This is a genomic window from Nonomuraea sp. NPDC049309, assembly GCF_043196965.1.
GTDB lineage: Bacteria > Actinomycetota > Actinomycetes > Streptosporangiales > Streptosporangiaceae > Nonomuraea > Nonomuraea fastidiosa.
In genome coordinates this window covers 437,944-451,512 of the sequence record NZ_JBICSH010000004.1, presented here as the reverse complement: position 1 = coordinate 451,512, position 13,569 = coordinate 437,944, and the positions used below count along the sequence as shown (strand labels likewise).

Here is a 13,569-nt window from a genome sequence, read left to right as displayed (position 1 = left end):
AAGGAACGCTATTTGGCCCGGCTCATCCCGGGCCAGAGCCGGTCGACCTCGGCGTTGAGTATGGCGCCGATGAGCACGGCGAGCGCGGTGATGTAGAGCCACAGCAGCAGCGCGATGGGCGCGGCCAGGGAGCCGTACACGGAGACGGGCGAGAACCAGGCGGCCAGCACCTCGCGCAGCACGGCCGCGCAGACGATCCACAGGAACAGCGCCAGGATGGCGCCGGGCAGCTCGCGGTACCACTTCGTGCGCACGGGCACGCTGACGTGGTAGAGCACGGTCAGGAAGAGCACGGAGCCGACGATGACGACCGGCCAGTAGGCCACGTCGACCAGGACGCCGTAGTCGGCGGGCAGGGCGTCCTTGATGAGCGTGGGGCCGACGACGAGGATCGGCATGACGATGATGCCGATGATGAGGCCCACGACGTACAGGCCGAACGACATGAGGCGGGTGCGGATGATGCCGCGCTCCTCCCCCAGCCCGTACGCGACGGATATCAGGTCGACGTAGACGTACAGCGCCCGCGAGCCCGACCAGAGCGAGAGCAGGAAGCCCAGCGAGATGATGGACACCTTGCCGGCGTCGTCGCTGAGCACGTCGGTGATGAGCGGGTTGATGACCTTGTCGACGGCGTCGTCGGTGAACAGCAGCGCGGCCTGCTGGATGACCCAGGTCTTCACCTCTCCGACGACGCCGGGGCCGAGCCACGTGCCGAGCTTGCCCAGCACGCCGATCAGCCCCAGCACGAACGGGGGCAGCGACAGCAGCGCGAAGAAGGCCGCTTCACCGGCCAGACCGGTCACGCGGTAGGTGACGCCGGCATTCGTGGCGGCGCGCACGATCGCCCACGACTTGGTGTCGAGTACCCAGCTGAGCCTGGCCCTCGCGTGGGAGACGAGCCCTCGCTTGGGCCGGGGAGGGGCTTCAGTGGACGTCATGGCACCCAACGGTAATCAGCAGTGACTCTTCGCCACAGCTTACGTGCCGCGCCGAGCGCCTCGCCTAGCGGTCGTCGACAATGCGCGCGCCCAGCGGCAGGAGGGAGATGGGGACGAGCTTGAGGTTGGCGATGCCCATGGGGATGCCGATGATGGAGATGAACAGCGGGATGGACGTCATCACGTGGCCGATGGCCAGCCAGATGCCCGCGAAGATGAGCCAGATGACGTTGCCGATCGTGGTGAACGCACCGGCATCGGGGTCGCGCACGACGGACCTTCCGAACGGCCACAGGGCGTACGCGGCGATCCGGAACGAGGCGATGCCGAACGGGATCGTGATGATGAGGATGTAGCAGATGATCCCGGCCAGCGCATAGCCTGCGGCCAGCCAGATACCCGCGAAGATGAGCCAGATGACGTTCAGAATTGTGCGCATGTTTACAGGATGTCATCGATCATGCCATTCGCGTCATCCGGAATGACCCTGAGCTCACCCTTGCCTGGGCGCGCGCCCCTTTCCCGGCGGCCCGGCGAACGCCTGGGCGATCTCCATCCAGGCCCTGGCGGGCTCGCCGATCAGCTCGAGGCCGGTGTCGGACAGGTGGGCGCGCTGGGTGACGGCCAGGCAGAAGCCGAGCAGCGTCCCGCGTACGGCGGAGTGCGCGTCATCGGGGCCGGCCGTCCAGGTGCCGCCGCCGGGCATGGACAGCTCCACGCGTACGGGGTCGCCGGGCACGGGCAGCCCGCGTACGGCGAAGCTGTAGGGCCTGGCGCGGTAGCCGAGCATGGCGACGTGCCGCAGCCGGTCGGTCGGCTCCCGTACGACGCCGAGCGCGTCGGCGACGTCCTGGCCGTGCGCCCACGTCTCCATCAGCCGGGCGGTGACGAACGAGGCGGCCGACATCGGCGGGCCGAACCACGGCACCCGCTCCCGCGCGTCGAGCCGGCCGAACACCTCGAGCGCGCGCGTGCGCGCCGCGCCGAACCAGGCGAGCAGTTCGGCGGGCGGAGTGCCGCGCGACTCCGCCACGAGGTCGTCCACCGCCTCGGGCCCCTTGCCCGCGGCCAGCGCGGCGAACGCCTCGGGGTCGGTGGCGGCGAGCACGGCCGCGTCGTCGAACCACGCCAGGTGGCTCACCTGGTCGCGCACCGCCCACCCCTCCGCGGGGATCGGCCGCTCCCAGCGGTCGTCGCCGGCGGGCGGCAGCAGCGCGAGCAGCGCGTTCGTCTCGGCGCGCAGGTCACCGACGAGCTCGGCCATGAGGTTCATAATGCAAGCGTGATCTGCCAGAGCTGCAAGGACAAGCGTCACGAGGAATGCCGGGGCGGCTCGTGGTGCGACTGCCAGCACCGCGAGCAGGCGCTGCCGAAGGATTCGAAGCTCGCCTGGGTGCGCCAGGGCTGACGGGACGACAGGCATAAACGGGGCACTATCCCACACTCTGGACCCCGTCTTGGACATCTCGGACAGCCCGAGTACTCTCGAATCATGCCCGCGGACCCCATGCTCGTCGGCCGACGCCACGTCGACCTTCAGCGTGTCCGCAGTGCCATCTGTTGCGACGCCCGTTAACCGACATCCGTTTTTCCCGCTGAGCGCGTCGCACTCCTTTTCATCAGCCCTGGGTTTCGATGATGAGCCCAGGAGGACGTTGCGCGCGCCCAAGATCAGAAGGACGCGCAATGAGCACCCCTGCCAGCCGCACTCCTGCCAGCCGGCACCACAGACGCCCGCGCGGCGAAGGTCAGTGGGCTCTCGGTTACCGTGAGCCGCTCAACAAGAACGAAGAGAACAAGAAGAACGACGACGGGCTCAACGTCCGGCAACGGATCATCGACATCTACGCCAAGCGGGGCTTCGACTCGATCGACCCGGCCGACCTGCGCGGCCGCTTCCGCTGGTACGGCCTCTACACCCAGCGCAGGCCCGGCATCGACGGCGGCAAGACCGCCGTGCTCGAGCCGGAGGAGCTGGACGACCGCTACTTCATGCTGCGCGTGCGCATCGACGGCGGCCAGCTCAGCCTGGCCCAGCTGCGCACCATCGCCGACATCTCCAACGAGTACGCCCGCGGCACCGCCGACCTGACCGACCGCCAGAACATCCAGCTCCACTGGGTGGAGATCGAGTCGGTGCCCGACATCTGGGAGCGGCTGGAGGCCGTCGGGCTGTCCACCACCGAGGCGTGCGGCGACACCCCGCGCGTCATCATGGGCTGCCCGCTGGCCGGCATCGACGCCGACGAGGTCATCGACGCCAGCGAGCAGATCAGGGAGATCTACGACCGGGTCATCGGCAACCCGGCCTACTCCAACCTGCCGCGCAAGTTCAAGACCGCGCTGAGCGGCTGCCCCGCCCACTGCACGGTGCACGAGATCAACGACGTGGCGTTCGTGGGCGTGGTCAACGAGCGCGGCGAGGCCGGCTTCGACCTGTGGGTCGGCGGCGGCCTGTCCACCAACCCGATGCTGGCCAAGCGGCTCGGCGTGTTCGTCCGCCCCGAGAAGGTGGCCGACGTGCACGAGGGCGTCGTCGGCATCTTCCGCGACTACGGCTACCGGCGGCTGCGTCACCGCGCCAGGCTCAAGTTCCTGGTCAACGACTGGGGCGTGGAGAAGTTCCGCCAGGTCCTGGAGACCGAATACCTCAAGGAGGCGCTGCCCGACGGGCCCGCGCCCGAGCAGCCGCGCGGCAGCCGCCGCGACCACGTCGGCGTCTTCCAGCAGAAGGACGGCAACTACTACGTGGGCTTCGCGCCCAAGGTGGGCCGGGTGGACGGCGACAAGCTGCGCGTCATCGCCGACATCGCCGAGCGGCACGGCTCCGACCGGGTGCGCACCACGGTCGAGCAGAAGATGGTCATCCTCGACATCGCGCCCGACAAGGTCGACTCCGTCGTGGCCGAGCTCGAGGCCAACGATCTGCAGGTCAACCCGTCCACGTTCCGCCGCCAGACGATGGCCTGCACCGGCATCGAGTACTGCAAGCTCGCCATCGTCGAGACCAAGTCCACCGCGATGGAGCTCATCGACGAGCTGGAGCGCCGGCTGCCCGGCTTCGACCAGCCGCTGACCATCAACGTCAACGGCTGCCCCAACTCCTGCGCCCGCATCCAGGTCGCCGACATCGGGCTGAAGGGCCAGCTCGTCGTGGACGAGAACGGCGACCAGGTCGAGGGCTTCCAAATCCACCTGGGCGGCTCTCTCGGCGTCAACTCGGGCTTCGGCAGGAAGGTGCGCGGGCTGAAGACCACCGCCAAGGCGCTGCCCGACTACGTGGCGCGCGTCGTGTCCAACTACGACAGCCAGAAGAAGGAAGGCGAGTCGTTCGCCGACTGGGTGCAGCGAGCAGACGAGGCCGACCTGACATGAGCGAACGAGCGGTTCCCTTCCACTGCCCCTACTGCGGTGACGAGGACCTTGAGCCGTACGAGCCCGCCGAGGGCGGGCGCGCCGGGTCCGGGACCGGCGGCGGCTGGTACTGCCGCGCCTGCGCTCGTGCCTTCAAGCTGAGTTTCCTGGGGATCGGAGTGAAGATATGACGCTCGTCGACGTGGAGATCGGGCTGAGAGAGCAGCGCGGCGTGCTCGACCTGCAGGGCATCGTGGAGTCCGCCGCCAAGTTCCTTGAGGACGCCCCCGCCCGCGAGGTCATCCGGTGGGCGGCGGCGACGTTCGGCGACCGGCTGTGCCTGACCTCCTCGATGAGCGACGCGCTCCTCATCGACCTGGTCAGCAGGGTCAAGCCCGGCGTGGACGTGTTGTTCATCGACACCGGCTACCACTTCGCCGAGACGATCGGCACCCGTGACGCGGTGCGGCAGGTCTATGACGTCAACGTGATCGATGTGAAGCCGTCGCGCACGGTCGAGGAGCAGGATCGCGACCTGGGGCCGCGGCTGTTCGGGCGCAACCCCGACCTGTGCTGCTACCTGCGCAAGGTCGAGCCGCTGAACCGGGCGCTGGAGCCGTACCTCGCGTGGATCTCCGGCATCCGCCGCGACGAGTCGCCCAGCAGGGCCGGCGTGAAGGTCGTGGAGTGGGACGCCAAGCGGCAGATGGTGAAGGTCAACCCCATCGCCGGCTGGACGCAGGAGGACGTCGACAACTACATCGCCGACAACGGGGTGCTGATCAACCCGTTGCACTACGACAACTACCCCTCGATCGGCTGCGCGCCGTGCACGCGGCAGGTCGCCGAGGGTGAGGATCCGCGCAGCGGACGCTGGGCGGGCCTGGGGAAGGTCGAATGCGGCATTCACCTGTGATCCCCGGCGGGGGACCCGTGCCGTTGGCAGGCGGGACGGCCCCCGGCCGCGTGCCACTGGTGGCGGTGGCCCACGGATCGCGCGATCCGCGTGCCGCCGCCACCGTGGCCGCGTTGCTCGACCAGGTGCCGCTGGACGTGCGGGTGGCCTACCTCGACCACTGCGCGCCCACGCTGCAGCAGGCGCTGAGCGGGCTGCGCACGGCGGTGGTGCTGCCGCTGCTGCTCACCGAGGCCTACCACAGCCGGGTGGACCTGCCCGCGGCCCTCGCCGAGGCCCGTGCGCGCGATCCCCTGCTGTCGGTGAGCTACGGGCGCACGCTCGGCCCCCACCCGCTGCTGCTGCCGGCGCTGGAGCGGCGGCTGGCCGAGGCGGGCGTGCCCGCCGGCGATCCCGGCACGGCGGTGGTGCTGGTGTCCGCGGGCTCGAGCGACGCCAGGGCCAACGCCGTGGTGGCGGAGACGGCCCGGGTGTGGCGGCGGTCCGGCTGGTGGACCGTGACGCCCGCGTACGCCTCCGCCGCCCGGCCCACCCCCGCGCAGGCGGTGGCCGCGCTCAAGCGGGCGGGTGCGCCGCGCGTGGTCGTGGCCCCGTACCTGCTGGCTCCGGGCTTCTTCGCCGACAAGGTGCGGCGCGAGACGCTGGAGGCGGGCGCGGACGCGGTGGCCGGCGTGCTGGGAGCGGCGCCCGAGCTGGTGGAGGTGCTGCTCGACCGGTACGAGGAGGCGCTGCGCCGGCCGGTGGCGCTGGCCGGCTGACCCGGCGCACGGCATCCGGCCGGATCCGGTCGGCCCGGCACCAGTCAGCACCACCCGGTCAGCACGGCGCCAGTCAGCACCACCCGATCAGCACGGCACCAGTCAGCACGCCCCGGTCAGCACGGCACCGGTCAGCCGGCACGGCCACGGCCGCCACGACCGGCCGGGTTCCGGCCCGCCGGCGGCCTGTCAGTAGTCGTGACGGCGGCCGTCGCCGTCGCGGAGCTGCCTGCGCAGCTCGCGGGCCTCGGCGCGGACCTGGCGGCCGATCTCGCGCCAGTCCTCGCCGTGCAGCTGCCGCCAGTGCTCGCGCCAGGCGGCGAAGCCGCGCTTCAGCGGCTTGACGTGCGAGTCGCCGACCACCTTGACGTCGCCCATCACCGCGTACGCCTGCACGCGCACCACGGGGACGTTCACGCCCGGGGCGGCCTGCGCGACCTTGACCTTCTTGTCGCCTATGAAGGCGACGCCGTCGATGTCGACGATCACGCCGTCGGGGACGATGATCTTCACGTCGCCCATGAGGGCGACGGCCATGATGTCCACCTGGTCGGTGCGGACCTCGGCCTCGCGCAGGTCGAGCACGATGTCGCCCATCACGGCGAAGGCGCCGAGCTCCTGGTCGATGCGCCACGTGCCGTTCCGCTTGGAGTCGCCCATGACGGCGACGAACCAGCGCCGCTTCGCGCCGCCCTGCTGGGCGGGTGCGGACGATCGCACGCCGCCTGGCAGCAGGTCCTGCGTGAGCATGGCCAGCTCGGCGTGCGTCCTCGCGCTGTAGGCGGCCTCGGTGCGGTCGGTCAGCTCGGACAGGGTGAGTCTGCCCTCGACCGAGGCGATGCGCAGCTGCTCGACGACGGCCTCGCGCTCGGCGTCCGACGCACGCAGCTCACCAGGATCAGTCATGCTCGCAACATATCGCGTTTCCGTCCGGACGTTCCTCCTCCCTGCGGAGGAATAACTCCATACCCCGAAACATGCATATTTCTGGTCAGGAGTGAACCAACCACCGGGCGAGGCGCGTACCACGCCATGACACGGGACCCCGGCCTGGTCCGGGGCGCGGCCGGACCAGGCTAGGGTCCCTGTCATGCATGAGGAACAGCTCTACCGCGCGGCGTTGCACGGCGAGACCGAGACCGTCGGCAAGCTGCTCGCCAGCGGCGCCGATCCCAACAAGGCCAGCGAGGGCGAGGACGGCGGGCTGCCGCTCTGCGCGGCCGCCGCCCGGGACCGCACCGAGGTGGCCACCGCGCTGCTGGAGGCCGGCGCCGAGGTCGACGGCCGCGAGGCGGGCGGCTGGACGGCGCTGCTGTGGGCCGCGGCCAACGGCAACGCCGATGTCGCCAGGGTGCTCATCGAGGCGGGCGCGGACGTCGACGCCGCCAACGACGACGGCGACACCCCGCTCACCCTGGCCGCCAGGCGCGGCGCGCTGGGCGTCGTGCGGACGCTGCTGGAGGCGGGGGCCGACCACGAGAAGTACGACGGCGACGGCGACACCCCGCTGGACATCGCACTCGACTGGGTCGGCGTGCACCTGGAGAGCGCGCTGCTCGACCAGATCGAGCAGGAGGGCTGGGAGTACGTCGTCGCCCGGCAGTACGCCAAGGACGGCACCGAGCTGGTCACCGTGGCGGGGCGCTCGGCCGACGGCTCCGAGAGCGAGCAGGTGCAGGCACAGCGCGGTCACGCCGCCATCGCGACCCTGCTGGAGGACGCGGCGGGCGTCCACACGCCGGTGGATCGGCTCGTGGCGCGGGCTCTGGCGCACCGCGACGTCGACGAGGACGCCGAGACCTGGTGGATCGTGGCCGACACGCTGGCCAAGCGGGCCGACGACGAGACCTACGAGGCGCTGGCCGGGCTCTGCATCAGCGAGGACGCCAGGGAGCGGGAGTTCGGCGTCGACGCCATCGCGCAGTTCGGGCACTCCGACGGCGAGAAGCCGTACCTGGAGAGGACCCTGCCGCTGCTGCAGAAGATGGTCACCACCGAGAGCAACCCGCAGGTGCTGCGCTCGGTGCTGGCCGCGCTCGGCCACCAGGGCGACCCGCGCGCGCTGCCGTACGTGCTGGACATCATCGGACGTCCCGATCACAAGCGCACGACGACCGACGCCATCGCGCTGGCCGACGTGCTGCCGCCCGGCCACGAAGAGGGGCTGGCGCTGCTGATCTCGATGACCGAGGACGACAACGCCGAGATCCGCGACTGGGCCACCGCCGGGCTCGCCGGGCTGGACGCCGACACGCCGCAGATCAGGGAGGCGCTGGCGGCCCGGCTGTCCGACTCCGACCTGCGCACGGTGGCCGAGGCCACCCGCGGGCTGGCCGTGCGCGGCGACGAGCGCGCCGCCCAGGGCGCCGCGCGGGTGCTGGCCGAGAGCGACGACGAGTACGCGAGGGACCTCGTCTCGGAGCGGCCTTCCTGAGCGCCTCTCCCCGCCCTTCGGCCCGTGCCCGGCTGAGAGGCCCGTGCCCGGCTGAGAGGCCCGTGCCCGGCTGAGAGGCCCGTGCCCGGCTGAGAGGTCCGTACCCTGCCGAGGGCCGCGCCCTGCCGAGGGCCCTGTGCGCGCGCCCGAGGGCCTTGATTGCGCGCCCGAGGGCCGGGAGTGCGGTCAGCCGCCGTTGAGCACGCGGGTCACCCAGTCGATCGTCCCCGTGCTCAGCGCCTCCTCCGCAAGGCGCTTGCCCGTCGTCGTGGTGATCGCCGCGAGCGAGCTGTCGATCCAGCCCTGCACGTTCTGGTGGCCCTGCTCGCGGTACTCCACGGCCTGGATGAGGCACTCCAGCTTGTCGGCGTCGCGCGCGCAGACCGCTTCGAGACTGGCCTTCTCCTCGTACTCCCCCACCGCGTCGCGCAGCATGCCGGCCACCTCTTCCGGCACCTCGCGCACCTGGTCGGCGGTGACCTCCTCGTTGGGCGCCGGTTTGAGGTAGAGCTTGCCGACGTACGGGATGTCGGTGATGCGTGTTTCCTGGGTGTCGTGGAACAGGGCCATGAACGCCGCGCGCTCCGGGTTCGCCCCTTCGAGCCTGGCGATCACGGCGGCGATGACGGCCGCGCGGAAGGAGTGCTCGGCGATGCTCTCGGGGTCGCGTACCCCGGCCACCAGCCAGCCCGTCCGCTTGTAGCGTTTGAGCAGCCCGAACTCGTACAGCAGGTCGGCCAGACCGGTCGTGTCGTCACCCGCCATGGGGACCCCCTCTCGTCTCGTGCTGCCATCCGGAGGAGGCCGCGCCGGGCGGTGCGCCCGTTCGCGGCATCCTCCGGTGAACTCATCGAGGACTGGCAAGCCTACGTCGCCGCTCCCCGATCGCGGCGCCCGGCCCCCGGCCGGACGCGCGCCGTCAGTCCCAGTCGCCGTCGCGCCAGTCGTTGCCCCAGTCGCTCCTGAGGCCGTTGCGCCAGCTGTCCCACGGCGCGTAGTCGCCGTAGCGCGGAGGCATCTTGATGACCGGCTTGAGTATCGGCCGTTCCTTGATGGGCTTCACCGGCTTGTACGGCTTGTAACCCTTGAACGGCTTGTGATCCTTGTACGGCTTGTGCTCCTTGACCGGCTTGAACTTGATGGGCTTGACGGGCTTGACGGGCTTGACCGGGCGCTCCGGCGGCTCGGGCTCTTCCTGCTCCGGCTCCTCGGGCCTCGGGGCCTCGCGGGCGGGCTCGTGCCGCCGGTCGTCGTGGCGGCGGCCGCGGAAGTGGTGGTCCTCGCGGTACTCGTAGTCGTGGTGGTGATGGTGTCCCCACCAGGGGCGGCCCCACCAGTTCGGCCCGCAGCGCTTGCCGCACTTGAGCACCGGCTTCTCGCCGGCGACGTATCCGGCGGCGGCGGGGCCGGCGGGCGCGCCCGCACTCGCCGCGGCGATCCCCTGGCCGAAGGGAAGGGCCATGACGCCCGCCGCGGTGCCGGCCAGCGCGAGGGTGGCGAGACGCCGGCGCAGCGCTGGGGTATGTGGTTGATGCGATTGAACGTGCATTTCTTACCGCCCTGGGTAGAACGACCCGAAATCCAAGGCCCCTTTTCTCGGCGCACTTGGACAGGGGCAGACGTACCCGTACGCAGAATCGCGTTGACCCGCACTGATCCAAACAACCCGTCAAATCCTCAAGGTTCGGCGAAGGGCTCGTTGTACCAGACTTTTGGGGGTTGCTGTTCAGGTTTCGGGCGGCGATGCGGTAATAGGCGAACGATGGCTGCTTTTCCTTCTCAGGAAAAAGTACGATGCGCGAAATCAGTCCACTTTGGTGACTTAAGAGCTGTAATGGGCGGCGCAGTGGCGAGCACGTCCCTGGCCGGGGAAAGGCCGCCCTCCAGGCGGGCGGGAAGATCGGCGGGGTCGCCACGGCCACCGCGCGAGAGGCAGAGCGCCACCACGTCCACCGCGAAGTGCGCGTCGGGCCGGCGAAGGCGGAGCGGGATGACCCCGCCCCGCGAGATTCCTCCGCGCCGCGATAGTGTCGTCTTCAGACCGTGACGGAGAGAAGCGGAGGGAACACCCATGGCCACCACGCGCACCGCGACGACCCAGTGGAAGGGCGCCCTGCTCGACGGTTCGGGCACGGTCTCTCTCGACACGTCGGGCGTAGGCACGTTCGAGGTCTCGTGGCCGTCCAGGGCCGAGGCCGCCAACGGCAAGACCTCCCCCGAAGAGCTCATCGCCGCCGCGCACTCCTCCTGCTTCTCGATGGCGCTCGCGCACGGGCTCGCCGGGGCCGGCACGCCACCCGAGTCGCTGCACACCAGCGCCGACGTGACATTCCAGCCGGGCGAGGGCATCACCGGGATCGTGCTGAACGTCCAGGGCCGGGTGCCCGGCCTCACCGCCGAGCAGTTCCAGCAGGCGGCCGAGAACGCCAAGGCCGATTGCCCGGTCAGCAAGGCCCTCGCCGGCACCACGATCACGCTCAACGCCGAGCTGGTCTGATCTCCTTACCCATCGGCGATCAGACCATTGCGCGACCAAGAGCGCTCGCGCGTGCGACAATCGGGTCACATGCGTGAGGTCTGGCCGGGCGAGCCCTATCCACTCGGCGCCACCTGGGACGGCGTGGGCACCAGTTTCGCGGTGTTCTCCGAGGTCGCCGAGCGGGTCGAGCTGTGCCTGTTCCACGACGACGGCGCGGAGGAGCGCATCGCCCTGCCCGAGGTCGACGGCTTCGTCTGGCACGGCTACCTTCCCGGCATCCAGCCTGGGCAGCGCTACGGCTACCGCGTGCACGGGCCGTACGACCCGTCGCAGGGCCACCGCTGCAATCCCGCCAAGCTGCTGCTCGACCCCTACGCCAAAGCGATCGACGGCGAGCTGACCTGGAACCAGGCGCTGTTCCCCTACTACTTCACCGACCCGAGCCGGCGCAACACCGAGGACAGCGCGCCCTACATGCCGAAGAACGTCGTGATCAACCCGTTCTTCGAGTGGGGCAACGACCGGCCGCCGCGCATCCCGTACCACCAGACCGTGATCTACGAGGCCCACGTGCGCGGGCTCACGATGCGCCACCCCGACATCCCGCCCGACCTGCGGGGCACGTACGCCGGCGTCGGGCATCCGGCGATCATCGAGCACCTGCTGTCGCTGGGCGTGACGGCGGTCGAGCTCATGCCGGTGCACCACTACATCCCCGAGCACTTCCTGGTGGCCCGCGGGCTGACCAACTACTGGGGCTACAACACCATGGCCTACCTCGCCCCGCACGGCGGCTACTCCAGCTCGGGCACGCGGGGCGAGCAGGTGCTGGAGTTCAAGGCCATGGTGAAGGCGCTGCACGAGGCCGGCATCGAGGTCATACTCGACGTGGTCTACAACCACACGGCCGAGGGCGACCACATGGGGCCGACGCTCGGCTTCCGCGGCATCGACAACGCCGCCTACTACCGCCTCCACGACGGCGACCGGCGCTACTACCTCGACTACACCGGGTGCGGAAACTCGCTCAACGTGCGCTCGCCGCACGCGCTGCAGCTCATCATGGACTCGCTGCGCTACTGGGTGCTGGAGATGCACGTCGACGGGTTCCGCTTCGACCTGGCCTCGGCGCTGGCCAGAGAGCTGCACGACGTCGACCGGCTGAGCGCGTTCTTCGACCTCATCCAGCAGGATCCGGTGATCTCGCAGGTCAAGCTCATCGCGGAGCCGTGGGACGTCGGGCCCGGGGGCTACCAGGTCGGAAACTTCCCGCCCCTGTGGACGGAGTGGAACGGGAAATACCGCGACATCGTGCGAGATTTCTGGCGGGGCACCCATTCCGCGCTGCCCGAGTTCGCCTCCCGCCTGACCGGCTCGGCCGACCTGTACGAGTCCTCCGGCCGCCGTCCCGTCGCCTCCATCAACTTCGTCACCTGCCACGACGGCTTCACGCTCACCGACCTCGTCTCGTACGACCACAAGCACAACGAGGCCAACGGCGAGGACAACCGCGACGGCACCAACGACAACCGCTCCTGGAACTGCGGCGCCGAAGGCCCCGTCGAGGACCCCCAGATCGTCACCCTGCGCCGCCGCCAGCGCCGCAACTTCCTGGCCACGCTGTTCCTGTCGCAGGGCGTGCCGATGCTGTCCCACGGCGACGAGATCGGCCGCACCCAGCGAGGCAACAACAACGCCTACTGCCAGGACAACGAGCTCGCCTGGATCGACTGGTCCAACGTGCACACCGAGGCCGAGCTGCTGGAGTTCGTGCGCGCGCTGTCGAAGCTGCGCCGCGAGCACCCTGTCTTCCAGCGGCGGCGCTTCTTCCACGGCCGCCACCCCGACGACGGCAGGCGCGACCTGGTGTGGCTGACGCCCGGCGGGCGCGAGATGACGGCCGGCGACTGGCACATCAGCTACGCCAAGTCGCTCATGGTCTACCTGAACGGCGACGCCATCACCGAGCCGGGCCCCCGGGGCGAGCGCATCGTGGACGACTCGTTCCTGCTGCTCATCAACGCCCACCACGAGAACCTGTCGTTCACGCTGCCCGGCGAGGAGTTCGGCACCGTGTGGGTGCCGGTGCTCGACACCACCCACGACACGACCCAGGAGGTCTACGAGGACGAGCACTGGACGGCGGGCGACGTGGTCGCGGTGACGGCGCGCTCGCTGCAACTGCTCCGCCAGCCCCGCCAGAACGGCAAGTCGCTCTGAGCCGCGGCGTCGCCGGGCAGGTCGTCCCGATCAGAAGAGGCGGGCGGCGCCGGCGCTCAGGAAGACGAGCGTGAAGGCGGTGACGCCGGCCACGCCGTGCAGGGTCACGGCGAGTGCGGGGAAGCCGCGCGCGGCCGTGGTGTGGCGGCCGGCGCCGAGCCAGCGGGTGAACATCGCGAACCCCAGCAGCGCGGTGGCGGCCAGGCCGGCGAACGCGGCCCAGACCAGCGCCCGGCTGCCGGTGATCAGCCCGCCCGCCCAGCAGGCCAGCGCGGCCACGGCCAGCGCCGGATGCGAGACGACGAGCACGGCGGGCAACCGGGTGACCTTCGCGCGGTGCGGCCCGTCACCGGTGAGCCAGTACGACAGCAAGTAGATCCCGGCGATCACGGCGATCGTCCACGCCACGGCGGTGGCCAGGCTCACGGCTTCCCCCTCTTCCTGGCAGCCCATCCCCTATGGGCACG

General features: G+C 70.4%; 15 protein-coding genes. 8 read left to right on the top strand and 7 right to left on the bottom strand.

Annotated elements, in window-relative coordinates:
- Positions 1 to 8: 8 nt before the first annotated feature.
- The 3 genes from ACGFIM_RS27130 to ACGFIM_RS27120 all read right to left on the bottom strand — a co-directional run bounded on the left by ACGFIM_RS27130 (position 9) and on the right by ACGFIM_RS27120 (position 2,205).
- A complete protein-coding gene (locus ACGFIM_RS27130) occupies positions 9 to 941 on the bottom strand; it encodes a YihY/virulence factor BrkB family protein (protein ID WP_364067415.1) in 933 nt (310 codons plus the stop codon).
- A 64-nt stretch (positions 942 to 1,005) separates the two neighbouring features.
- A complete protein-coding gene (locus ACGFIM_RS27125) occupies positions 1,006 to 1,380 on the bottom strand; it encodes a YccF domain-containing protein (protein WP_364067414.1) in 375 nt (124 codons plus the stop codon).
- 54 nt (positions 1,381 to 1,434) lie between these two features.
- Positions 1,435 to 2,205 (bottom strand): TIGR03084 family metal-binding protein, encoded by a 771-nt coding sequence (locus tag ACGFIM_RS27120; RefSeq protein WP_393205181.1) that lies wholly within the window; start codon positions 2,203 to 2,205, stop codon positions 1,435 to 1,437.
- An 18-nt stretch (positions 2,206 to 2,223) separates the two neighbouring features.
- Between ACGFIM_RS27120 and ACGFIM_RS27115 the strand changes: the two genes are divergently transcribed.
- From ACGFIM_RS27115 to ACGFIM_RS27095, 5 genes are all read left to right on the top strand, one after another.
- Positions 2,224 to 2,349, top strand: coding sequence for a hypothetical protein (locus tag ACGFIM_RS27115; protein ID WP_393205178.1), 126 nt, complete (start codon positions 2,224 to 2,226; stop codon positions 2,347 to 2,349).
- 84 nt (positions 2,350 to 2,433) lie between these two features.
- Complete coding sequence (locus tag ACGFIM_RS27110) at positions 2,434 to 2,517, top strand: putative leader peptide (protein ID WP_311132608.1); 84 nt, start codon at positions 2,434 to 2,436, stop codon at positions 2,515 to 2,517.
- Positions 2,518 to 2,627: 110 nt separating this feature from the next.
- Positions 2,628 to 4,316, top strand: a complete 1,689-nt coding sequence (locus tag ACGFIM_RS27105) for a nitrite/sulfite reductase (RefSeq protein WP_393205175.1) — start codon at positions 2,628 to 2,630, stop codon at positions 4,314 to 4,316.
- 166 nt (positions 4,317 to 4,482) lie between these two features.
- Positions 4,483 to 5,211: a phosphoadenylyl-sulfate reductase gene (locus tag ACGFIM_RS27100; RefSeq protein WP_364067410.1), complete on the top strand. Its 729-nt coding sequence runs from the start codon at positions 4,483 to 4,485 to the stop codon at positions 5,209 to 5,211.
- 59 nt (positions 5,212 to 5,270) lie between these two features.
- Positions 5,271 to 5,969, top strand: coding sequence for a sirohydrochlorin chelatase (locus ACGFIM_RS27095; RefSeq protein WP_393205913.1), 699 nt, complete (start codon positions 5,271 to 5,273; stop codon positions 5,967 to 5,969).
- Positions 5,970 to 6,158: 189 nt separating this feature from the next.
- Here ACGFIM_RS27095 and ACGFIM_RS27090 read toward each other — a convergent pair whose 3' ends face one another.
- Positions 6,159 to 6,875: a DUF1707 domain-containing protein gene (locus tag ACGFIM_RS27090; protein ID WP_393205172.1), complete on the bottom strand. Its 717-nt coding sequence runs from the start codon at positions 6,873 to 6,875 to the stop codon at positions 6,159 to 6,161.
- A gap of 184 nt (positions 6,876 to 7,059) precedes the next feature.
- Here ACGFIM_RS27090 and ACGFIM_RS27085 point away from each other — a divergent pair, with 184 nt between their 5' ends.
- Positions 7,060 to 8,403 (top strand): ankyrin repeat domain-containing protein, encoded by a 1,344-nt coding sequence (locus ACGFIM_RS27085; protein ID WP_393205169.1) that lies wholly within the window; start codon positions 7,060 to 7,062, stop codon positions 8,401 to 8,403.
- Positions 8,404 to 8,589: 186 nt separating this feature from the next.
- Here ACGFIM_RS27085 and ACGFIM_RS27080 read toward each other — a convergent pair whose 3' ends face one another.
- Together ACGFIM_RS27080 and ACGFIM_RS27075 are read right to left on the bottom strand one after the other, a co-directional pair.
- Positions 8,590 to 9,168 carry an HD family hydrolase gene (locus tag ACGFIM_RS27080; RefSeq protein WP_393205166.1) on the bottom strand — a complete coding sequence of 193 codons (579 nt, stop codon included), beginning with the start codon at positions 9,166 to 9,168 and terminating at the stop codon, positions 8,590 to 8,592.
- A 154-nt stretch (positions 9,169 to 9,322) separates the two neighbouring features.
- Positions 9,323 to 9,952, bottom strand: coding sequence for a hypothetical protein (locus ACGFIM_RS27075; protein ID WP_393205163.1), 630 nt, complete (start codon positions 9,950 to 9,952; stop codon positions 9,323 to 9,325).
- A 522-nt stretch (positions 9,953 to 10,474) separates the two neighbouring features.
- Here ACGFIM_RS27075 and ACGFIM_RS27070 point away from each other — a divergent pair.
- Positions 10,475 to 10,900 carry an OsmC family peroxiredoxin gene (locus ACGFIM_RS27070; RefSeq protein ID WP_393205160.1) on the top strand — a complete coding sequence of 142 codons (426 nt, stop codon included), beginning with the start codon at positions 10,475 to 10,477 and terminating at the stop codon, positions 10,898 to 10,900.
- A gap of 69 nt (positions 10,901 to 10,969) precedes the next feature.
- A complete protein-coding gene (gene glgX / locus ACGFIM_RS27065; protein ID WP_393205157.1) occupies positions 10,970 to 13,102 on the top strand; it encodes a glycogen debranching protein GlgX in 2,133 nt (710 codons plus the stop codon).
- Between the two features lie 30 nt (positions 13,103 to 13,132).
- Here glgX and ACGFIM_RS27060 read toward each other — a convergent pair whose 3' ends face one another.
- Positions 13,133 to 13,528 (bottom strand): hypothetical protein, encoded by a 396-nt coding sequence (locus ACGFIM_RS27060; protein ID WP_393205154.1) that lies wholly within the window; start codon positions 13,526 to 13,528, stop codon positions 13,133 to 13,135.
- Positions 13,529 to 13,569: the final 41 nt, after the last annotated feature.